The sequence below is a fragment of the Monashia sp. HAY1-2A genome, from assembly GCF_056755315.1.
Genome location: NZ_JBNDHY010000053.1, coordinates 1 through 20,963, shown reverse-complemented (window position 1 = coordinate 20,963; position 20,963 = coordinate 1). Strand labels below are relative to the sequence as shown.

At 72.8% G+C, this 20,963-nt stretch carries 17 protein-coding genes; 12 read left to right on the top strand and 5 right to left on the bottom strand.

Annotation, left to right across the window (positions count from 1 at the left end; translation table 11 throughout):
* Positions 1 to 21 precede the first annotated feature (21 nt).
* The 3 genes from ACPYOM_RS10115 to valS all read right to left on the bottom strand — a co-directional run bounded on the left by ACPYOM_RS10115 (position 22) and on the right by valS (position 4,219).
* A complete protein-coding gene (locus tag ACPYOM_RS10115; protein ID WP_481345828.1) occupies positions 22 to 600 on the bottom strand; it encodes a hypothetical protein in 579 nt (192 codons plus the stop codon).
* Complete coding sequence (locus tag ACPYOM_RS10110; RefSeq protein WP_481345827.1) at positions 590 to 1,369, bottom strand: DUF4129 domain-containing protein; 780 nt, start codon at positions 1,367 to 1,369, stop codon at positions 590 to 592. The genes ACPYOM_RS10115 and ACPYOM_RS10110 overlap by 11 nt, the downstream gene beginning before the upstream one ends.
* Positions 1,370 to 1,549: 180 nt before the next feature.
* Positions 1,550 to 4,219, bottom strand: a complete 2,670-nt coding sequence (gene valS, locus ACPYOM_RS10105; protein ID WP_481345826.1) for a valine--tRNA ligase — start codon at positions 4,217 to 4,219, stop codon at positions 1,550 to 1,552.
* Between the two features lie 77 nt (positions 4,220 to 4,296).
* On the opposite strand from valS, the gene ACPYOM_RS10100 reads away from it, so the two are divergent.
* The 12 genes from ACPYOM_RS10100 (at position 4,297) to ACPYOM_RS10045 (ending at position 17,939) form a co-directional block, all read left to right on the top strand.
* Positions 4,297 to 5,073: a lysophospholipid acyltransferase family protein gene (locus tag ACPYOM_RS10100; protein ID WP_481345825.1), complete on the top strand. Its 777-nt coding sequence runs from the start codon at positions 4,297 to 4,299 to the stop codon at positions 5,071 to 5,073.
* Positions 5,074 to 5,154: 81 nt separating this feature from the next.
* On the top strand, positions 5,155 to 5,943 hold the full coding sequence (locus ACPYOM_RS10095) for a TIGR03936 family radical SAM-associated protein (RefSeq protein ID WP_481345824.1): 789 nt from the start codon (positions 5,155 to 5,157) through the stop codon (positions 5,941 to 5,943).
* A 204-nt stretch (positions 5,944 to 6,147) separates the two neighbouring features.
* Entirely contained in the window at positions 6,148 to 9,435 is a 3,288-nt protein-coding gene (locus ACPYOM_RS10090; protein ID WP_481345823.1) for an Rne/Rng family ribonuclease, read from the top strand.
* 125 nt (positions 9,436 to 9,560) lie between these two features.
* Positions 9,561 to 9,869, top strand: a complete 309-nt coding sequence (gene rplU / locus ACPYOM_RS10085) for a 50S ribosomal protein L21 (RefSeq protein WP_481342097.1) — start codon at positions 9,561 to 9,563, stop codon at positions 9,867 to 9,869.
* A 34-nt stretch (positions 9,870 to 9,903) separates the two neighbouring features.
* Positions 9,904 to 10,173: a 50S ribosomal protein L27 gene (rpmA, locus tag ACPYOM_RS10080; RefSeq protein WP_481345822.1), complete on the top strand. Its 270-nt coding sequence runs from the start codon at positions 9,904 to 9,906 to the stop codon at positions 10,171 to 10,173.
* 122 nt (positions 10,174 to 10,295) lie between these two features.
* Entirely contained in the window at positions 10,296 to 11,828 is a 1,533-nt protein-coding gene (obgE, locus tag ACPYOM_RS10075) for a GTPase ObgE (RefSeq protein WP_481345821.1), read from the top strand.
* A 23-nt stretch (positions 11,829 to 11,851) separates the two neighbouring features.
* A complete protein-coding gene (locus ACPYOM_RS10070; protein WP_481342083.1) occupies positions 11,852 to 12,976 on the top strand; it encodes a sensor histidine kinase in 1,125 nt (374 codons plus the stop codon).
* Between the two features lie 7 nt (positions 12,977 to 12,983).
* Entirely contained in the window at positions 12,984 to 13,739 is a 756-nt protein-coding gene (locus tag ACPYOM_RS10065) for a LytR/AlgR family response regulator transcription factor (protein ID WP_481345820.1), read from the top strand.
* Entirely contained in the window at positions 13,736 to 14,134 is a 399-nt protein-coding gene (locus tag ACPYOM_RS10060) for a hypothetical protein (RefSeq protein WP_481345819.1), read from the top strand. The genes ACPYOM_RS10065 and ACPYOM_RS10060 overlap by 4 nt, the downstream gene beginning before the upstream one ends.
* Before the next feature lie 11 nt (positions 14,135 to 14,145).
* Positions 14,146 to 15,705, top strand: coding sequence for a sodium/solute symporter (locus ACPYOM_RS10055; protein WP_481342087.1), 1,560 nt, complete (start codon positions 14,146 to 14,148; stop codon positions 15,703 to 15,705).
* A 285-nt stretch (positions 15,706 to 15,990) separates the two neighbouring features.
* Positions 15,991 to 16,281 carry a DUF485 domain-containing protein gene (locus ACPYOM_RS10050; RefSeq protein ID WP_481342098.1) on the top strand — a complete coding sequence of 97 codons (291 nt, stop codon included), beginning with the start codon at positions 15,991 to 15,993 and terminating at the stop codon, positions 16,279 to 16,281.
* Positions 16,278 to 17,939: a solute symporter family protein gene (locus ACPYOM_RS10045; protein WP_481342088.1), complete on the top strand. Its 1,662-nt coding sequence runs from the start codon at positions 16,278 to 16,280 to the stop codon at positions 17,937 to 17,939. Before ACPYOM_RS10050 ends, ACPYOM_RS10045 begins: the two co-directional genes overlap by 4 nt.
* Positions 17,940 to 18,035: 96 nt before the next feature.
* Here the strand turns inward: ACPYOM_RS10045 and proB are convergent, their stop codons facing one another.
* Together proB and thiC are read right to left on the bottom strand one after the other, a co-directional pair.
* Positions 18,036 to 19,148, bottom strand: coding sequence for a glutamate 5-kinase (gene proB, locus ACPYOM_RS10040; protein WP_481345818.1), 1,113 nt, complete (start codon positions 19,146 to 19,148; stop codon positions 18,036 to 18,038).
* 155 nt (positions 19,149 to 19,303) lie between these two features.
* Positions 19,304 to 20,963 (bottom strand): phosphomethylpyrimidine synthase ThiC (gene thiC / locus ACPYOM_RS10035; protein ID WP_481345817.1); only part of this gene is annotated, 1,660 nt, incomplete at its 5' end.

Here is a 20,963-nt window from a genome sequence, read left to right as displayed (position 1 = left end):
GGGTCGATCTCGGTCATCGGTTCACCACTGCTCGATTCGTCGGAGGATCGGGTCCAGCCTGTCTGGACGGTAGAGGTCGGCCGGGGGCAGGCCGACGAGCAGCTCCCACAGCTCGGGCGGCGTGACGCCCTCGGACCAGCGCGGCTCCTCCTCGGCGACGAGGCCGTGCCGGGCGTAGAGCCGCTCACGGACCAGCTGCTGCAGCTGCACGTGCAGGTCGTGGACGAGGGCCTCGCGCCCCTCGCCGCGGGTGTTGGCCGCCTCCAGGCGCGCCGACAGGTTGGCGACCCGGAAGTCGTTGCCCCGCCCGCCCGAGCCGAGCTCGCCGTCGACGAGGGGCCACACGGTGCGCCCGAGTGAGCCGACGTGGTCGATGACGTGCCAGGCGACGACGAAGACGGCGACGAGCACGGTGAGCACCCGTGGCGCGTCGGGCATCAGGCCGAGCACGGCGGTGACGGCGAGGAACCCGAGCCAGGTGAGCAGCACGGCCAGGATCCGCCGACGCCACGGCGCGAGCGTCTCGCGCAGGCCGGCGACCACCACCGTCGACCCGGACCCGGGTGCGGCGCGGCGTCCACCGCGCAGGTCAGCGGCCACCGTCGGCCCCCTCGGCCCCCTCGGAGGCGGTGCTGGAGGCGGTGCTGGAGGGGGTGCTGGAGGCGGCACCGCCCGGGCCGGACGCGTGGGCCGCGGCGATCCGCTCGAGGTCCGCGTGCAGCACGCGCAGGTCGGCCACGGCGCGGTCGCGGTGCGCCTCGCCGAGGTCGTGCACCGAGAAGCGCGCCTCACGGTAGAGGGCCGCGAGGTCGGCGAGCCGGTCGGGGTCGACGGCCCACGTGCCGATGACACGGGCGGTGTACTCGGTGGACGTCTCGGCCGGGTCGCGCGGCAGACCGGTGGCCGCGGCTGCGGTCTCGAGGCTGAGCCAGGCCGCGACGATGGCGTTGCGCGGCTCGCCCGTGAGCAGCAGCTCGATGCCGGAGCGGGCAGACGCGAGCAGCTCCTCGGGCACCGTCGGCGCCTCGAAGCCAGGCTCCTCGTGGCGACGCACCTGGGGCCGTCGCAGCAGCGCGATGACGACCTGGGCCAGCGCCGCGAGCACGACGAGCGCGACGAGGGCGATGACCACCTGCACGAGCAGGCCCCAGAGCGGTGAGGGTGTGCTCGGCACGATGCCCGTCGTCGGTGTGCCGGCCGAGTCGGAGGGCGCGGCCGACACGACGGACCTCGTCGGCAGCACCGAGATCGTCTCGGTGCTGACCGGCCGGGACAGCACCGGCACCGAGGGTCCCGTCGCGGCGACGACCAGCGCGACCGCGACGACGACCCCGGCGGCGGCAGCAGCGACCGTCCCCCGTCTCGACATGCGGGCCACCCTATTGCGCGGGGGCGGTCCGTACGGGAGCGACGCCGGTGATCGTTGTCGTCCTGACACGTGGCGGGCGCCCGAGGGGGGACGGCGGAGAATCAGGCAGAGCGTCGGGCGGAGGGCCGGTCGGGAGGGCCGGTCGGGCGGCCCCCGGCGAGCCCACCCCGCACTCGGGCCTCAGGCCTTCGGCGCGCCCGGCTTCTCGACCGGCAGGAGCTCGGCGTCGCGGACCTCGATGCCGTCGCCCTCGACGTAGCCGAGCTCGGTGACGCGCCCGCTCGCACGCAGGTCCGCCTCCGCGGCCCGCACGCGCTCGAGCTCGTCGGGCAGCCCGACGAGGGTCATGGTGCGCACCTCGGCGCGCATGCCGAGCTTGGCCTCGGACTTGACCTTGCGCACCGCGGCGAGCGCCTCGCCGACCGTCGCGAGCAGAGCCGGGTCGCCCCCGGCCGGCAGCGCGTCGCGCGTCGGCCAGGACTGGCGGTGCAGGGAGCCCTCGCCGAACCAGGACCACACCTCCTCCGTGGCGTACGGCAGGAACGGGGCGAGCAGCCGCAGCAGCGTGTCGAGCGCGAGGCGAAGGGCGGCCCGCGCGGACGCGGCCTCCTCCTCGCCCTGGCCACCGTAGGCGCGGTCCTTGACGAGCTCGAGGTAGTCGTCGCAGAACGTCCAGAAGAAGGTCTCGGTGACCTCGAGCGACCGCGTGTAGTCCCACGCCTCGAAGCCGTGCGTGGCCTTGTCGACGACCTCGCCCAGGGCCGAGAGCATCGACAGGTCGAGGGGGTTGGTCACCGCAGCGCGGAGGTCGCCGGACACCTCACCGAACCCCAGCGCGAACTTGCTCGCGTTGAGCACCTTGATGGCGAGGCGTCGACCGACCTTCATCTGTCCGGTGTCGTAGGCCGCGTCCGTCCCGAGGCGACCCGAGGCCGCCCAGTAACGCACCGCGTCGGCGCCGTGCGCGAGGACGACGTCCTCGGGCGTCTCGGCGTTGCCCTTGGACTTGCTCATCTTCTTGCGGTCCGGGTCGAGGATCCAGCCGCTGATCGCGGCGTGACGCCAGGGGGCCACCCCGTGCTCGAAGTACGACCGCGTCACGGTGGCGAAGAGCCAGGTCCGGATGATGTCGTGGCCCTGGGGGCGCATGTCGTACGGGAACACCGCCGAGAAGAGCGCCTGGTCGGAGCCGAGCCGGTCCTCCTCGGCGGCGCCGTCGCGCACCGGCCAGCCGGCGGCGATCTGGGGCGTCAGGGACGAGGTCGCCCACGTGTCCATGATGTCGGGGTCGGCCACGAAGCCCCCGGGAACACCGCGCTGGGCCTCCTCGTAACCCTCGGGCACGTCGATCTGCGGGTCGACGGGCAGGGCGGACTCCGGCGCCACGATGGGGTGGTCGTAGTCGGTCTCGCCGTCGGCGGTCACGGGGTACCAGACCGGGAACGGGACGCCGAAGAACCGCTGGCGGCTGATGAGCCAGTCGCCGTTGAGGCCCTCGACCCAGTTCTTGTAGCGCGAGCGCATGAAGGCCGGATGGAAGTCGACGTCGTCACCCATCCCGACGAGCTTGGAGCGCAGGGCCTCCTCACGGCCGCCGTTGCGGATGTACCACTGGCGCGAGGTGACGATCTCGAGGGGCTTGTCGCCCTTCTCGTAGAAGTTGGCCTTGCGCTGGGTCTTCTGCGGCTCGCCGTCGAGGTCCCCGGACTCGCGCAGCGCCGCCACGACGGCCTCGCGCGCGCTGAAGGTGGTCTTCGTCGCGAGCTGCTCGGCGTAGAGCCGCTCGCCGGGGCCGCCGGCGATCCACTCGGGCGTCTCGGCCTGCAGGCGCCCGTTGCGGGTGACGAGCGAGCGGATCGGCAGCTGCAGCTCGCGCCACCACAGCACGTCGGTGAGGTCGCCGAACGTGCAGCACATGGCGATGCCGGCGCCCTTGTCCATCTCGGCCGCGGGGTGGGCGAGCACCGGCACCTCGACGCCGAACAAGGGGGAGGTGACCGTCGTGCCGAACAGCGGCTGGTAGCGCTCGTCGTCGGGGTGGGCGATGAGGGCGACGACCGACGGGATGAGCTCCGGTCGCGTCGTCTCGATGTGGACCGGCTCGCCCCCGGCCCGGTGGAACGCGACCCGGTGGAAGGCTCCCGGGTAGTCGCGGGCCTCGAGCTCGGCCTGGGCCACGGCGGTCTGGAACGTCACGTCCCAGAGGCCGGGCGCCTCGGACTGGTAGGCCTCCCCGCGCGCGAGGTTGCGCAGGAACGCCTGCTGGGCCACGGCGCGGGAGCGCTCGTCGATGGTCCGGTAGGAGATGTTCCAGTCGAGCGAGAAGCCGAGGCGGCGGAAGAGCGACTCGAAGGCGACCTCGTCCTCGACGGTGAGCACGTCGCACAGCTCGATGAAGTTCTTGCGGCTGATCGGCTGCTGGTCGGCGGCCTTGATCGCCTTGCCCCTGGCGTCGACGCCCTCGGAGAACGGCGGCTCGTAGCCCTCGACGTACGGCAGCGTGGCGTCGCCGCGCACGCCGTAGTAGTTCTGCACCCGGCGCTCGGTGGGCAGGCCGTTGTCGTCCCAGCCGATGGGGTAGAACACCTCGAGGCCCCGCATCCGCTTGTAGCGCGCCATGCAGTCGGTGTGCGTGTACGAGAACACGTGGCCGACGTGCAGGCTGCCGGACGCGGTGGGCGGGGGCGTGTCGATGGCGAAGACCTGCTCGCGCGGCAGCGCCAGAGCGCGCTCACGGTCGAAGGCGTAGGTCTGCTCGTCCTTCCATACCTGCATCCACTTCTCCTCGAGGCCGTCGAGCGTGGGACGCTCGGGGATCCGCGAGGTCGTGGGTGCAGGTGCGTCAGTCATGCACCAATCCTTCCATGTGGCCCACCATGCCCTCGACCGCCTTCCGGGTCGCCGACGCGGCAGGGCAGAGTGTCCCCATGGAACCGGTCTACTCGTCGGTCATCGGGTTCGCGCGGGGCCTGTTCGCCATGCAGGGGCTGCGGTTCACCATCCTCGGGGAGGAGAACGTCCCTCGGGTCGGCGGCGCCGTCATGGCGGTCAACCACATCGGCTACCTCGACTTCGCGTACGCCGGGCTGGCCGCCCGGAGGTCGGGCCGGCTGGTGCGGTTCATGGCCAAGGACGGCGTCTTCAGCCACCCCGTCAGCGGTCCGCTCATGCGCGGCATGCACCACATCCCGGTCGACCGCACGGCCGGCGCGGCGTCGTACGCGGCGGCCGTCGAGGCGCTGCGCGCCGGCGAGATCGTCGGCGTCTTCCCCGAGGCCACGATCTCGCGGTCCTTCGAGCTCAAGGCCTTCAAGAACGGCGCGGCTCGGATGGCGGCCGAGGCCGGCGTGCCCCTCCTGCCGACGGTCGTCTGGGGCTCGCAGCGGGTCTGGTCCAAGGGACTGCCGCGCCGGCTCGGCCGGACGAACGTGCCCATCCTCGTCAACGTCGGTGAGCCGGTCCCGGTGCCCCGCGACGCCGACCCGGACGAGGTCACGCAGCGCTACAAGGCCGTCATGCAGGAGCTGCTCGACATCTCCCGCGCCGCCTACGAGCCGCTGCGCGGGGCGGACCTGCGCTACCTGCCGGCCAGCCTCGGCGGCACCGCCCCCACGCTCCAGGAGGCCGACCGGCTCGACGCCGAGGAGGCGCAGGAGCGGCGCCGTCGGGCCGACGAGCGCCTGGGCTTCGGCTCCGACGACTGACGCGGGGGACCGCCGGTCGGGCTGCCGGTCCGCCGCTCGGCCCGTCGGACGGGTGCGCGGCGGCGCGGTAGCGTTCCGCGCATGGCTCGTCAGGCTCGTCAGCGCGTCCCCGAGGGTCCGGCCCCGGACCCGGTGGTCCAGCGCCTCCGCATCCGCTACACCAAGCGCGGACGCCTGCGCTTCACCTCGAGCCGCGACTTCCAGCGGGCGCTCGAGCGCGCCCTGCGCCGGGCCGACGTGCCGATGGCCTTCTCGGCGGGGTTCCACCCGCACCCGAAGATCAGCTACGCCAACGCGGCCGCCACCGGGACGGCGAGCGAGGCGGAGTACGTCGAGATCGCCGTCGCCGCGCGCGTCGACCCCGAGTCGGTCCGCGTCGCGCTCGACGAGGCGCTGCCCGACGGCATCGACATCGTCCAGGTCGTCGAGGCGCCCGCGGGGGCGCTGGCCGACCGGCTGCAGGCCAGCGACTGGCTCCTCGTCTTCGCGGGGGTCCCGCTCGAGGTGCTCGCCACCGCGGTCGAGGCGCTCCTCGCCCGTGAGGCGGCCGAGGTGACTCGCCTGACGAAGTCGGGGCCCCGGACCTTCGACGTCCGCGGCGCGATCGTGGCCGCCCGCACCGGTCGCGCGGGCGACGTGGCGGCGGACGACACGCCCTCGGCGGTCCTCGCCTCGCTCGCCATCCCGGCGGACTGTGCGATACTGCGCATGGTCGTACGACACACCACACCTGCCGTACGCCCCGACGACATTCTGACCGCGCTGCGTGAGATCGCCGACCTGCAGCCTCCGCGTCCGCCCCTGGTGACGCGTCTGGCGCAGGGACCGCTCGACACCGCAACCGCGAGGGTGGCCGACCCGCTGACATGACCAAACCAGGCATGACGACGAACCGGCTGCCGACGAGAACGCCGACGGCACGAGGGACCGGGGCCGCGCCCAGCGCGAACCGGGACCGGGTGTAACGCATCGACTTCCGTCCCGGGCAACGGGACGACAGGAACCGCGTTTCGAGCGGTGGCGACGGCTCAGGCCGCGGTGTGGGTCACACCGCTCCTGACGGGAGGCTGCCGGATGGCACCCAACGACACCACTGCTTCGACCGAGACCACCGAGACCACCGAGGGCGGGGCCGCCCCGAACCTCTTCGACGCCGAGGCGGCCGCGCCTGCCGCCGACGCGCCCGCTGCCACGCCACGCAAACGGGCCTCGCGCCGCGTCACGAAGAAGGCGGCCGCGCCCGCGCCCGCAGACTCCGACCCCTCGGAGGCCGGGGGGTCCACGCGGGCCGCTGAGCCGACCGAGGACGCCGCTCCGACGCGCCCGCCGCGCAAGCGTGCGAGCCGGGCGGCGAAGGCGGCCGCCTCCGCGGACGCCCCGAAGGCGACGCGAACCCGGCGCACGAAGGCGGCGGCCGGACGCGACGCCGCCGACGGTCGCGACACCGGGGACGGCGGCGACACCGGGGACCGCAGCGAGGCCGCCGGCACCGCCGCGCCCGCGTCCGACGCCACGGCCGGGGAGACCGGCGAGAGGACGGACGGCAGCGACCGCGCCGCCGCAGCCCTCGAGGAGCTCGTCGCGAGCGTCGACGCCCGGGGCTCCCTCGACGCGTCCATCGACGCGTCCGTCGACGAGCTCGACGATGCTGTCCACCCCGATGAGGACGAGGAGGACAGGGAGAGCGAGGAGGGCGGGGAGCAGGCCGCCGACCCGCTGGCGGTGGTCCCGAGCTTCAGCGTCCTCTTCCAGGCACCCGACACGAGCAGCGTCCCCACGCGTCGCACGCGCACCCGCCGGCCCGAGCCCGAGGAGCAGGCCACGGCCGACGAGCACGAGGTGCCCGCCGACGCCGATGCCGACCGCCACGAGGACGAGGCGGACGAGCGCCCCGAGGCCGGCACCGAGGACGCCACGGCGCGTCGCTCGCGCCGTCGCCGCGGGGGCAAGGGGCGTCGCGGCCGCGGCTCGGAGGCCGACGGCGGTGACGAGCTCGAGGACTCCGCGGACGAGCCGACGGACGAGTCCACCGACGAGGCCACGGACCACGAGCCCTCGCCCGAGCCGGAGACCGGCCGTGGCCGTCGCCGCCGCAGCCGTTCCGCGGCGGACGTCCAGGAGGCCCGGGGCACCCGCGACGCGGACGTCTCCGGGGACGAGGCCGCGGCCGATGACGATTCCGAGGGTGACGAGGAGACGGGCTCGAGCCGCCGCCGGCGCCGCCGGCGCCGTGCCGGGTCGACCGCGGACTCGTCCGACGAGACCCCCGGCGTCTCGACCCGTGTGCGCCAGCCGCGCAGCGACGAGCCGGTCGCCGTCAAGGGCTCGACCCGCCTCGAGGCCAAGAAGCAGCGTCGGCGCGAGGGCCGTGAGGCCGGCCGCCGTCGCACGATCATCACCGAGGCCGAGTTCCTGGCCCGGCGCGAGGCCGTCGACCGCGTCATGGTCGTGCGCAACAAGGACGGCCGCACCCAGATGGGCGTCCTCGAGGACGGCGTCCTCGTCGAGCACTACATCGACCAGGCCACCAACGTCTCGATGGCCGGCAACATCTACCTCGGCCGCGTCCAGAACGTGCTGCCCTCGATGGAGGCGGCGTTCGTCGACATCGGCAAGGGCCGCAACGCCGTGCTCTACGCCGGCGAGGTCAACTGGGACGCCGCCGGCCTGGAGTCCGGCCAGCCCAAGCGCATCGAGAACGCGCTGAGCTCGGGCCAGACCGTCCTCGTCCAGGTGACGAAGGACCCGATCGGTCACAAGGGCGCGCGCCTCACCTCGCAGATCTCGCTGCCGGGCCGCTACCTCGTCTACGTGCCGAACAGCTCGATGACCGGCATCAGCCGCAAGCTGCCCGACACCGAGCGGGCCCGCCTCAAGAAGATCCTCCGGGAGGTCGTGCCCGACACCGCCGGCGTCATCGTGCGCACCGCCGCCGAGGGCGCGAGCGAGGAGGAGCTGCGCGCCGACGTCGAGCGCCTGACGTCGACGTGGGAGGACATCCAGGCCAAGGCCGAGGCGGCCTCGACCCCGCGCGCCGGCAAGAGCAAGGGCAAGAAGAAGAACGGCGGCACCGGGTCCGCGACCGGCGGCTCGGCCCCTCTGCTCCTGCACGGCGAGCCGGACCTCACGGTCCGGGTCATCCGCGACGTCTTCAACGAGGACTTCAAGCAGCTCGTCGTCTCCGGCGAGCAGGCCTGGCAGGAGATCCACCCGTACATCTCGTCGGTGGCCCCCGACCTCGCCGACCGGGTCACGAAGTGGACCTCCGAGGAGGACCTCTTCGCCCACCACCGCGTCGACGAGCAGCTGTCCAAGGCCATGGACCGCAAGGTGTGGCTGCCCTCCGGCGGCTCGCTCGTCATCGACCGCACCGAGGCGATGACCGTCGTCGACGTCAACACCGGCAAGTTCGTCGGCTCGGGCGGCAACCTCGAGGAGACGGTCACCAAGAACAACCTCGAGGCGGCCGAGGAGATCGTGCGCCAGCTGCGGCTGCGCGACATCGGCGGCATCATCGTCATCGACTTCATCGACATGGTCCTCGAGAGCAACCGCGACCTCGTCGTGCGACGCCTGCTCGAGTGCCTCGGCCGGGACCGGACCAAGCACCAGGTCGCCGAGGTGACCTCGCTCGGCCTGGTCCAGATGACGCGCAAGCGGGTCGGGTCCGGCCTCATCGAGGTCTTCTCGCACGTGTGCGAGCACTGCAACGGCCGCGGCTACGTCATCCACACCGACCCGGTCGACAAGGGCGCCCACCAGCAGCCCGAGTCCGCCGGCGAGAGCCGTCGCCGCGGCGGACGCGCCTCGGGTGGCTCGGGTGGCTCGGGCGGTTCGGGGGCCGGTTCGAACGGTGGGTCGACCGGCGCCGGCGGGTCCGACCATGCCGCGCCTGCCGACGCGCACCGGCCGTCCGGCCCGACGGCGGCCCAGATCGCCGCCGCCGCTCACGCGGCCGCGGTCAAGGGCGCGGCCGTGGCCGCCGACCAGATCGAGCGGCTCGAGCACGCCGTCGAGTCGGCCGAGGGGCACCCCGACCTGGCGCGCGTCGGCGGGCACGACCCGGCGTCGGTCGACGGGCACCCGCACGTCGTCGTCGCGCCGGCGGAGCGCCCGCAGGCGGAGCAGCAGCAGCCCGCCCAGCCGACGGAGTCCACGCAGCCCGCGCAGCCGACGCAGCCGACGCAGCCGACGCAGCCGACGCAGCCGACGGAGCCGACGGAACCGACGCAGCCGACGCAGCCGACGCAGCCGACGCAGACGGCGACCCGGGGCCGACGCCGCCGCGGCCGTGTCGTCGCCCCGGCCGGCCCGCCACGCGGCGGCGCCGGTGACGGGTCGGACGGCTCCGGCCCCGCCTGACCTCGGTTTGGAGCAGCACCGCCCCAGCCGGTAGTCTTGATCCTTGGTGCGCCCACCGGGCCCGTGTTGACGGGCCGGTTCCGAAAGTGGCGATCCACCCCTGAACGAAGAGAGTGAGTTTCACTGTGTACGCGATTGTTCGCGCTGGCGGTCGCCAGGAGAAGGTCTCGGTGGGCGACGTCCTGCTCATCGACAAGGTGACGGGTCAGCCCGGCGACGCCGTCGAGCTCACGCCGCTGCTCCTCGTCGACGGCACGACCGTGACGTCGGATGCCGCGAAGCTGTCGAAGGCGTCGGTCACCGCCGAGGTCGTGAAGGCCGCGAAGGGCCCGAAGATCACGATCATGAAGTACAAGAACAAGACCGGCTACAAGAAGCGTCAGGGCCACCGCCAGCCGCTGACCCAGGTCAAGATCACCGCGATCGACGCCTGACCGGGCCGACACAGACCTCACAAGGAGCAACGACATGGCACACAAGAAGGGTGCGTCCTCGACCCGCAACGGTCGTGACTCGAACGCACAGCGACTCGGCGTCAAGCGCTTCGGCGGCCAGCAGGTCAACGCGGGCGAGATCCTCGTCCGTCAGCGCGGCACGCACTTCCACCCGGGTGAGGGTGTCGGCCGCGGTGGCGACGACACGCTGTTCGCCCTCGTCGCCGGCGCCGTCAAGTTCGGCAGCAGGCGCGGCCGCAAGACCGTCAACATCGAGCCGGTCGAGGTTGCCGCTGCGGAGTGACGCTCCTGTCACAGCAGACCTCGTGGAAGGGCGGGCCGCGCTGGCCCGCCCTTTCGCATGTCCGCCGCATCCGGCCCGCGTGACCCACCGAGCCGACCACCCCGATCTGGAAGAGTGAACCCATGGCAGTGACCTTCGTCGACCGTGTCGTGCTGCACCTGGCAGCCGGCAACGGTGGCCACGGTGTCGCGTCGGTCCACCGTGAGAAGTTCAAACCGCTCGGCGGGCCGGACGGCGGCAACGGGGGGCACGGCGGGTCGGTCGTGCTCCGCGTCGACCCGCAGGCCACGACGCTGCTCGACTACCACCGCCACCCGCATCGCAAGGCCGGCAACGGCGCACCCGGTGCGGGCGACGAGCGCAATGGCGCCGACGGCGCCGACCTCGTCCTGCCGGTGCCCGAGGGCACGGTCGTCAAGGACGCGTCGGGCGGCATCGTGGCCGACCTCGTCGGCATGGGCACCGAGCACGTCGTGGCCCGCGGTGGTCGGGGCGGGCTCGGCAACAAGGCGCTGGCGTCGACCCGACGCAAGGCGCCGGGCTTCGCGCTGCTGGGGGAGCCGGGGGAGGAGATCGACGTCGTCCTCGAGTTGAAGACGCTCGCCGATGTCGCCCTGATCGGTTTCCCCAGCGCGGGCAAGTCCTCGCTCGTGTCGGTGCTGTCGGCGGCCCGGCCGAAGATCGCCGACTACCCGTTCACGACGCTGGTTCCCAACCTCGGCGTCGTCACGGCCGGCTCGAGCCGCTTCACCGTCGCCGACGTGCCCGGACTCATCCCCGGTGCCCACGAGGGCAAGGGCCTGGGCCTGGAGTTCCTGCGCCACGTCGAGCGCTGCTCGGTGCTCGTCCACGTCATCGACTGCGCGACGCTGGAGCCGGGGCGCGACCCGATGACCGACCTCGACGTCATCGAGAACGAGCTGTCGCTCTACGTGCCCGACGCCGACCTCGGCGGCCGCCCCATCTCCGAGCGCACCCGCGTCGTCGTCCTCAACAAGGCCGACGTGCCCGAGGCCCGCGAGCTCGCGGAGCTGGTCAAGCCCGACCTCGAGGCACGCGGCCTTGAGGTGTTCGTCGTGTCGGCGGTCGCCCACCAGGGCCTGAACGAGCTGACGTACGCCCTCGCGCGCCACGTCGAGGCGGCGCGCAAGGAGATCGAGGCCGAGGCGGCCCTGCCCAAGCGGGTCGTGCTGCGTCCGCGGTCGGTCGACGACCAGGGCTTCGCGGTGACGAAGGAGAACGGCCCCGACGGACCGTTCTACCGGGTCACCGGCGAGCGGCCGGTCCGCTGGGTGCGCCAGACCGACTTCAGCAACGACGAGGCCGTCGGCTACCTCGCCGACCGGCTCGCGCGCCTCGGCGTCGAGGAGCAGCTGTACAAGGTCGGCGCGGTCGCGGGCGACACCGTCGTCATCGGCGCCACCGACGACGCCGTCGTCTTCGACTGGGAGCCGACGCTGCAGTCCGGTGCCGAGCTCCTTGGCGTGCGCGGCAGCGACCTGCGCCTCGCCGACAGCGCCCGCCCGACGCGCGACGAGAAGCGCGAGGCGATGCGGGACCGGTACGCCGCCCGCGCTGCGACGCAGGAGGAGCTCGACGCCGAGCGTCGTTCCGGCCTCTGGCACCTGCGCGACGAGGAACCGGGCGACGCCTGACGGTCCGCCCGTAGGGTGGGCGCATGAGCTCGTGGGGCGCGCTGCTGCGTCGCGGTCACCTCGGCACGCAGGCCGACCGCGCCGCGTACCGGACGCTGCACACGGCGCTGCTCGCGTCGCCGCCGTTGCGGGCGGGCCTGACGCCCCAGTCGGCGGAGCGCTCGCTCAAGCACCTGCGCTCGCTGCTCGGTGCGCCGGCCGTCGCGATGACCGACACGACCCGGCTGCTGGCCTGGGAGGGCGGCAAGGCGCACCACTCCACCCAGCCGGTGCCGGTCGCGGCCGGCACGCTCCAGCACGGCCGGGCCACCGTCGTCGGGGGTCCGGACGTCGCGTGCGCCGAGCCCTCGTGCATCGTGCGGCAGGCCGTCGTGGCGCCGCTCGACGTCGACGAGAAGGTCGTCGGCACCCTGCAGGTCTTCACCGACCAGGCCTCGGCGAGCCTGGTCCGCGCGACGAACGAGGTGGCCCGGTGGGTGTCCGGGCAGCTCGAGCTCGCCGAGCTCGACGCGTCCCGGACCCGCCTCATGGAGGCCGAGGTCCGGGCGCTGCGGGCCCAGATCAGCCCGCACTTCGTCTACAACTCGCTGACCGCCATCGCCTCGTTCACCCGCACCGACCCGGAGCGGGCCCGTGAGCTGCTCCTCGACCTCGCCGAGTTCACCCGGTACTCCTTCCGGCGGCACGGCGAGTTCACGACGCTGGCCGAGGAGCTGCGCTCGATCGAGGCCTACCTCGTCATCGAGCGGGCCCGCTTCGGCGACCGGCTCACGGTGACCGTGCGGGTCGCGCCCGAGGTGCTGCCCGTCGTCGTGCCGTTCCTGTGCCTCCAGCCGCTCGTCGAGAACGCCGTGCGTCACGGCATCGAGGGCCGCGCGGGGCCGGGGGAGATCAGCATCCTTGCCCAGGACGTCGACCAGGAGTGCGTCGTGACGATCGAGGACAACGGCGTCGGAGAGGATCCCGAGCGCGTGCGCCGCGTGCTGTCCGGCGACCCGGCGAGCGACTCGGTGGGCCTGGCCAACGTCGACGAGCGGCTGCGCGCGGCCTACGGAGACGAGTACGGTCTCGTCGTCGAGACCGCCCGCGGCGCGGGGACCAAGGTCGTCGTCCGGCTTCCGAAGTTCAGGCCCGGGGTGCACGTGTGAGGCGAGGATGAACGACCCAGGCCTGCGGGTGCTGGCCGTCGACGACGAGGCGCCGGCGCTGGACGAGCTCGTGTGGATGCTCGGGCGGCACGCGTCCGTCAGCCAGGTCGTGCCCGCCCAGTCCGGTGAGGCGGCCCTGCGCGTCCTGCACGACCAGCAGGTCGACGCGATCTTCATGGACGTGCAGATGCCGGGCCTGAGCGGCCTCGACCTCGCCCGGGTCCTCGCGCGGTTCACGACCCAGCCCCCGGTCGTCTTCGTCACGGCCCACGAGCAGCACGCGGTCGACGCGTTCGAGCTCAACGTCGTCGACTACCTGCTCAAGCCCGTGCGTGACGACCGCCTCGACCAGGCCGTCCGCAAGGTCGTGCGTCGGCTCGACGGGGAGGGGTCCGCCCCGTCCCTGCCCACGGCACCGGACGAGAGCATCGTCGTCGAGCTGGCCGGCGTGAGCCGGCTCGTCCCGCGCTCGGAGGTGCTGTACGTCGAGGCGCAGGGCGACTACGCCCGCCTGCACACGGCCACAGGCAGCCACCTCGTGCGGGTCCCGCTGACGACGCTCGCCGACCAGTGGCGAGAGGCGGGGTTCGTGCGGATCCACCGGTCCTCGCTCGTGTCGCTGGCGCACATCACCGAGTGGCGCACCGAGTCCGGGCGCACGACCGTCGTCGTGGGCGGCCACGAGCTCGTCGTCAGCCGCCGGCACACGCGCGCGCTGCGCGACGTGCTCGTCCGCCGGGCCCAGCCCCGGGGCCGGACGTGACGCCGCTCGGGCCGGGCACCCCTGACGCCGCCCCGCCGTCGCGGGTCCGGGTCACCAGCCCACGCACGGCGGCGGCCCGCACGCGGGCGACCTCGATCGCCTCGGAGATCGACGAGCAGACGCCGCTCGGCGAGGTCTACATCACCTCGCTCATGCGCAGCCAGCTGCGTCTCGCCCTCGGCGTGGCGGCCGTGGTGGCCGTGACGCTCGGTGGGCTGCCGCTGCTGTTCCGGCTGTGGCCCGAGCTCGGACGCGTGCACGTGCTCGGCGTGCCGGTGCCGTGGGTGCTCCTCACGGTCGTCGCCTTCGCCGAGATCCTCGTGCTCGGCCGGGTCTACGTCCGTCAGGCCGAGCGCAACGAGGAGAGCTTCAGCGACCTCCTCGACGGCCGCTGAGGAGCGAGCCGGTGAACAGCGCTGTCAGCATCGTGGCGGTCGTCGTCGTGTCGCTCGCCTCGCTCGCGGTCGGGGCTTTCGGGCTGCGCCTGTCGCGTACCATGAGCGACTTCTACGTCGCCTCCCGCGGCGTCAGCCCCGTCCTCAACGCGTCGGCCATCAGCGGCGAGTACCTCTCTGCAGCGAGCTTTCTCGGCGTCGCCGGCCTCATCGTGGCGCGTGGTGTCGACATGCTCTGGCTGCCGGTCGGCTGGACCGCGGGGTACCTGCTGCTGCTCGTCTTCGTCGCGGCGCCGCTGCGCCGGTCGGGGGCCTACACCCTGCCCGACTTCGCGCAGCTGCGCCTCGAGTCGCTCGCCGCCCGGCGTCTGTCGAGCCTGCTCGTCGTCGGCATCGGCGTGCTCTACCTCATCCCGCAGTTCCAGGGCGCGGGCCTGACTCTCCGGACGCTCACCGGGGCACCGTCGTGGGTGGGTCAGCTCGTCGTCGCGTTCGTCGTGTGCCTGAGCGTCCTGCCGGGCGGGATGCGCAGCGTCACGCTCGTGCAGGCGTTCCACTACTGGCTCAAGCTCGTCGCCCTGCTGACGCCGCTGTTCTTCCTCGTCGGGGCGTTCGCGAGCCGGGACCGCTCGACCGGCGTCGGCACCCTCGACGTCGCGGACTGGGTCGAGCCGCTGCGCGGGGAGAACGCGCTGTACCTCACGTACTCGCTCGTCCTCGCGACGTTCCTCGGCACGATGGGGCTGCCGCACGTCGTCGTTCGCTTCTACACCAACCGCGACGGACGCGCCGCGCGTCGCACGACCCTCGTCGTCCTGGCTCTGTTGTCCGGGTTCTACCTGTTGCCGGTGCTCTACGGGGTGCTCGGGCGCTCGGTCGCCGCGGACCTCGTCGCCAGCGGCCGCGCCGACTCGGTCGTCCTCCAGCTGCCGAGTCGGCTGCTCGAGGGACCGGCCGCGCAGGGGCTCACCGCGCTGCTGGCAGCGGGCGCGTTCGCCGCGTTCCTGTCCACCTCGACCGGCCTCGTCGTATCAGTGGCCGGCGTCCTGAGCCAGGACCTCGTCCGGTGGGGGTCCGGGCACCGGCAGGGCATCGCGTCCTTCCGCGTCTCCACCGTCATCGCCGTCGTCCTCGCGGTCCTGCTCACCGTCGCCTCGGCGGGCGTGCCGGTGGCCCACGCCGTCGAGCTGGCCTTCGCCGTCGCGGCGTCGACGTTCTGCCCGATGCTCGTCCTCGGGATCTGGTGGCGCGGCCTGACGGCTCCCGGCGCGATCTGCGGTCTCGTCGTCGGCGGTGGGCTCTCGATGGTCGCCGTCGTCGCGACGACCTTCGGCATCGCGACACAGGGGTGGCTCGGCGTCGTCATGAGCCAGCCGGCCGCCGTCACCGTGCCCGCCGCCTTCGCCACCATGGTCGCGGCCTCGGTCGTGACCCGGTCCCGGCGCCCGGAGCACGTGGCGCGCACCATGGTGCGGCTGCACGCCCCGGAGCACCTGCACCTGGACCGCGGGTCGTTCCACCCCGTCGGGTCGACCGCTCAGCGCACGAACGTGGCCGCTCGTCGCGGGTGAGTCCGCGCACGGCGAGCCGGTGCTGCCGCTCGGCGACGTCCGGAACGCCGGAGGATCCGTGACGGCCCGGACGCTCCTACCTTTGCAGTCGCCGGTCCCGTGACCGGCGAGCGGAACGACAGCGACGTCGGTTCACGACCTGCCCGGGCGAGCTCCGGCCGTCCTCGTCGTCCTGCGAGCACACCGACCCGCCCAACGCCAGGCCTCGTCGCCAGGCCAGTCATCCGGAGGTGGCCCGTGAGCAGAGAAGCTCCGCCGCGTGTGGCCGACGACCCCAACGTCGCCATGCAGGACTCGGCCGAGTTCGCCGCTTTGCGAACCAAGTTCCGCCGTTTCGTGTTCCCCCTGACCGCGCTGTTCCTCGCGTGGTACTTCCTCTACGTCTTCCTCGCCGTGTGGGCCAAGGGGTTCATGTCCACGCGCCTGGTCGGCAACATCACGTGGGGCCTGGTCCTCGGCCTCCTCCAGTTCGTCTCGACCTTCGTCATCACGATGGTCTATGCGCGCTGGGCCGACCGCGAGTTCGACCCCGCCGCAGAGGCCCTCGCCCAGAAGATGGGAGGGCACCACAAGTGAGCGCCGTCGCCACGTCCGCCACCGTCGTCTCGTTCGCGCCCGCCGCCACCACGGTCGGCAACCCGGCGATCAACATCGGCATCTTCGCCCTGTTCGTCGTCGTCACCCTCGCCATCGTCATCCGCGCCTCGCGCAACAACCGCAGCGCCGCCGAGTACTACGCGGGCGGGCGCGCCTTCAGCGGTCGCCAGAACGGCATCGCCATAGCGGGCGACTACCTGTCGGCCGCGAGCTTCCTCGGCATCGCCGGAGCCATCGCCCTCAACGGGTACGACGGCTTCCTCTACTCGATCGGCTTCCTCGTCGCCTGGCTGGTGGCCCTGCTGCTCGTGGCCGAGCTGCTCCGCAACGTCGGCAAGTACACGATGGCCGACGTGCTCAGCTTCCGGCTGCGCCAGCGTCCCGTGCGCATCGCGGCCGCGATCTCCACCCTGGTCGTGTCGTTCTTCTACCTGCTGGCGCAGATGGCCGGCGCCGGTGGCCTCGTCGCCCTCCTGCTCGGCGTCGAGGGCGCGGTCGGCCAGCGGGTCGTCATCGCCGTCGTCGGCGTCATCATGATCTTCTACGTCATCTACGGCGGCATGAAGGGCACGACGTGGGTGCAGATCATCAAGGCCGTGCTCCTCATCATCGGCGCCGGCATCATGACCCTGTGGGTGCTCGGCAAGTTCGGCCTCAACCTGTCCCAGCTGCTCGGTGACGCGGCGGCGGCGGCGCCCAAGGCGGCCGACGGTGCCACGCGGGACCTCCTCTCGCCGGGGCTGCAGTACAAGAACCCGATCGACTTCATCTCCCTCGCCATGGCGCTCGTGCTGGGCACGGCCGGTCTGCCGCACGTGCTCATGCGCTTCTACACGGTGCCGACCTCGCGCGAGGCCCGCCGCTCGGTCGTGTGGGCGATCTGGCTCATCGGCATCTTCTACCTGTTCACCCTCGTCCTCGGCTTCGGTGCCGCCGAGCTCGTCGGGGCCAAGGAGATCAAGGCCGCGCCCGGCGCCGTCAACTCGGCCGCGCCGCTGCTCGCCTTCCACCTCGGCGGTGAGATCCTCCTCGGCATCATCTCCGCGGTGGCCTTCGCGACGATCCTCGCGGTCGTCGCCGGTCTGACGATCACGGCGAGCGCGTCGCTGTCCCACGACGTCTACAACACCGTCGTGCGCGACGGGCAGGCGACGCCGGAGGAGGAGGTCAAGGTGGCGCGGATGGCGGCCCTCGTCCTCGGTGCGATCGCCATCGTGGGCGGCATCTTCGCCCTCGGGCAGAACATCGCGTTCCTCGTCGCGCTCGCGTTCGCCATCGCCGCGAGCGCGAACCTGCCGACGATCCTCTACTCGCTGTTCTGGAAGCGGTTCAACACCCGGGGCGCACTCTGGTCGATCTACGGCGGCCTCGTCAGCGCGATCACCCTGATCGTGTTCTCGCCGGTCGTGTCGGGCAAGCCGGTCGACCCGGCCACGGGCAAGAGCCCCTCGATGCTCCAGGGCGTCGACTTCCACTGGTTCCCGCTGGACAACCCGGGCATCATCTCCATCCCGCTCGGCTTCCTGCTCGGGTGGGTGGGCACGGTGACGAGCCGGGAGTTCAACGCCGCCAAGTACGCCGAGATGGAGGTCCGCTCGCTGACCGGCGTCGGCGCCGAGACGGCGACCCACCACTGACCCGCGACCGAGCGGCCACGCGTCCACCGGACGCGTGGCCGCTCGCGTGTCCGCGAGCCCTCCGCGGTCCCGTGCTCGAGGAGCGTCAGAGGAGCGTCAGAGGACGACGAGGTCGTCGCGGTGGATGACCTCGCGCTCGTACTCGGGCCCGAGGTCGCGGGCCAGCTCCCGTGTTGAGCGCCCGAGCAGGGCAGGCAGCTCGGCCGAGCTGTAGTTGACGAGCCCGCGCGCGACGGCCGTGCCGTCGGGTCCACAGACGTCGACGGGGTCGCCCTCGTGGAAGGCGCCCTCGACGGCGACGATGCCGGCGGGCAGCAGCGACTTCTTGCGGTGCACGAGCGCCGCGACGGCGCCGTCGTCGACGATGAGACGCCCGCGTGCCGTCGTCGCGTGCTCGAGCCAGAGCCGGCGGGAGCGTCCGCGGACCCCGATCGGCAGGAAGACCGTGCCGACGTCCCCGCCGGAGAGGACGTCGAGGACCCTGGCGGCGGCGGTCACCGTCGTGACGACGCCGGCCGCCGTCGCGATGCGGGCCGCCTCGATCTTCGTCGTCATGCCGCCGGTGCCCACCTTCGAGCCGCTGCCGCCGATCTCGACGCCGACGAGGTCCTCGGGACCGCGCACGAGGGGGATGCGGGTGGTGCCGGACCGCGAGGGCGGACCGTCGTAGAGCGCGTCGACGTCGGAGAGCAGGACGAGCGCGTCGGCGTCGATGAGGTGGGCGACGAGGGCGGCGAGACGGTCGTTGTCGCCGAAGCGGATCTCCGACGTCGCGACGGTGTCGTTCTCGTTGACGATGGGCAGCACGCCCAGGTCGAGGAGGCGCTCGAGGGTGCGGCGGGCGTTGGCGTAGTGGGTCCGCCGCGTGACGTCGTCGGCGGTCAGCAGGACCTGCCCCACGGTGATGCCGTGGGCGCCGAACGCCGCGGTGTACCCGGCGAGCAGGGCGCCCTGGCCGACCGAGGCCGCGGCCTGCTGGGTGGCGAGGTCGCGCGGGCGGGAGCCGAGGCGCAGGGGGTGGATGCCGGCCGCGATGGCGCCGGAGCTGACGAGGACGACCTGAGTCCCGTCGGCGTGGCGGCCGGCGAGCGCGTCGGACAGCGCGACGAGCCGCTCGTGGTCGATGCCGCCGTCCGGGCCCGTCAGCGAGCTCGACCCCACCTTGACGACGAGCCGTCGGGCGCTGGCGATGACGGATCGGGGTGACACAGCACCGACTGTAGTGAGGCGCCGGGCGGGACCGTCGGCCTGTCCATGGCGGCCCCCGTCGAGTGGGCGCTGCACCCGGCCGTCACGCGGGAGCGGTGACGGGTGCGAGCGCGCGCCCACCCGACGGGACGAGCCGGGGGAGGCGCCGGCCTCGGTCAGGGTGCCTCGACGTAGACGGACGCGCCGAGGTCGAGGAACTGGCGGCTCTTGTCGGCGAGCCCGGCCGCCACGGCGTCGTCGTCGGTCAGCCCCCGCTCGGCCGCGTAGCGCCGGACGTCCTGGCTGATGCGCATCGAGCAGAACTTCGGGCCGCACATCGAGCAGAAGTGCGCCGTCTTGGCCGGCTCGGCGGGCAGCGTCTCGTCGTGGAACGCGCGCGCCGTCTCCGGGTCGAGGGAGAGGTTGAACTGGTCCTCCCAGCGGAACTCGAAACGCGCGCGCGACAGGGCGTCGTCCCAGTCGCGCGCGTAGGGGTGGCGCTTGGCCAGGTCCGCCGCGTGCGCCGCGAGCTTGTACGTGATGACACCCGTCTTGACGTCGTCGCGGTTCGGCAGGCCGAGGTGCTCCTTCGGCGTGACGTAGCAGAGCATCGCCGTGCCGTGCCAGGCGATGTGCGCGGCGCCGATCGCCGAGGTGATGTGGTCGTACCCCGGTGCGACGTCGGTGGCGAGCGGGCCGAGGGTGTAGAACGGCGCGCCGTGGCACCAGTCCTGCTGGAGGTCGACGTTCTCCTTGACGAGGTCGAGCGGCACGTGGCCCGGGCCCTCGACCATCACCTGGACGTCGTGGTCCCAGGCCCGCTTCGTCAGCTCGGCGAGGGTGCGCAGCTCGGACAGCTGGGCCTCGTCGTTGGCGTCGGCGGTGCAGCCGGGCCGCAGGCCGTCGCCGAGGCTGAAGGCGACGTCGTAGCGGGCGAGGATCTCGCACAGCTCGTCGAAGTGGGTGTAGAGGAAGTTCTCCTCGTGGTGGGCCAGGCACCAGCCGGCCATGATCGACCCGCCCCGGCTGACGATGCCGGTGATCCGACGGGCCGTGAGCGGCACGTAGCGCAGCAGGACTCCGGCGTGGACGGTCATGTAGTCGACGCCCTGCTCGCACTGCTCGACGACCGTGTCGCGGAAGACCTCCCACGACAGCCGTGACGCGTCCCCGTCGACCTTCTCCAGGGCCTGGTAGATCGGCACGGTGCCGATCGGGACCGGTGAGTTGCGCACGACCCACTCGCGGGTCGTGTGGATGTCGTCGCCGGTCGACAGGTCCATGACGGTGTCCGCGCCCCACCGGGTGGCCCACGTCAGCTTCTCGACCTCCTCGGCCACCGAGCTCGTCACCGCGGAGTTGCCGATGTTCGCGTTGACCTTGACGAGGAAGGCCCGCCCGATGACCATGGGCTCGCTCTCCGGGTGGTTGACGTTGGCGGGGATGATCGCGCGTCCCGCGGCGACCTCGCTGCGGACGAGCTCGGCGTCGCAACGCTCGCGGGTGGCGACGAACTCCATCTCCTTGGTCACGACACCGGCGCGGGCATAGGCCAGCTGGGTCACTCGGCGGCTCCCCTTGGCGCGCAGGGGGTTGCGACGCGTGCCGCGCCACTCGAGGGAGGCCGCCCCACGGCGCACGGCCGTGCGGCCGTCGTCGGCGAGGACGCGTTCCCTACCCGTGTACTCCTCGGTGTCGCCGCGCTCGGCGATCCACCCGGCTCGCAGCGGCGGCAGGCCCTCCTCGGGCACGCTGCCGGGTCCCGACGTGTCGTAGAGGCGGAACGGGGGGTTGTCACCCTGTCTCTTATACACATCTGACGCTGCCGACGACGGA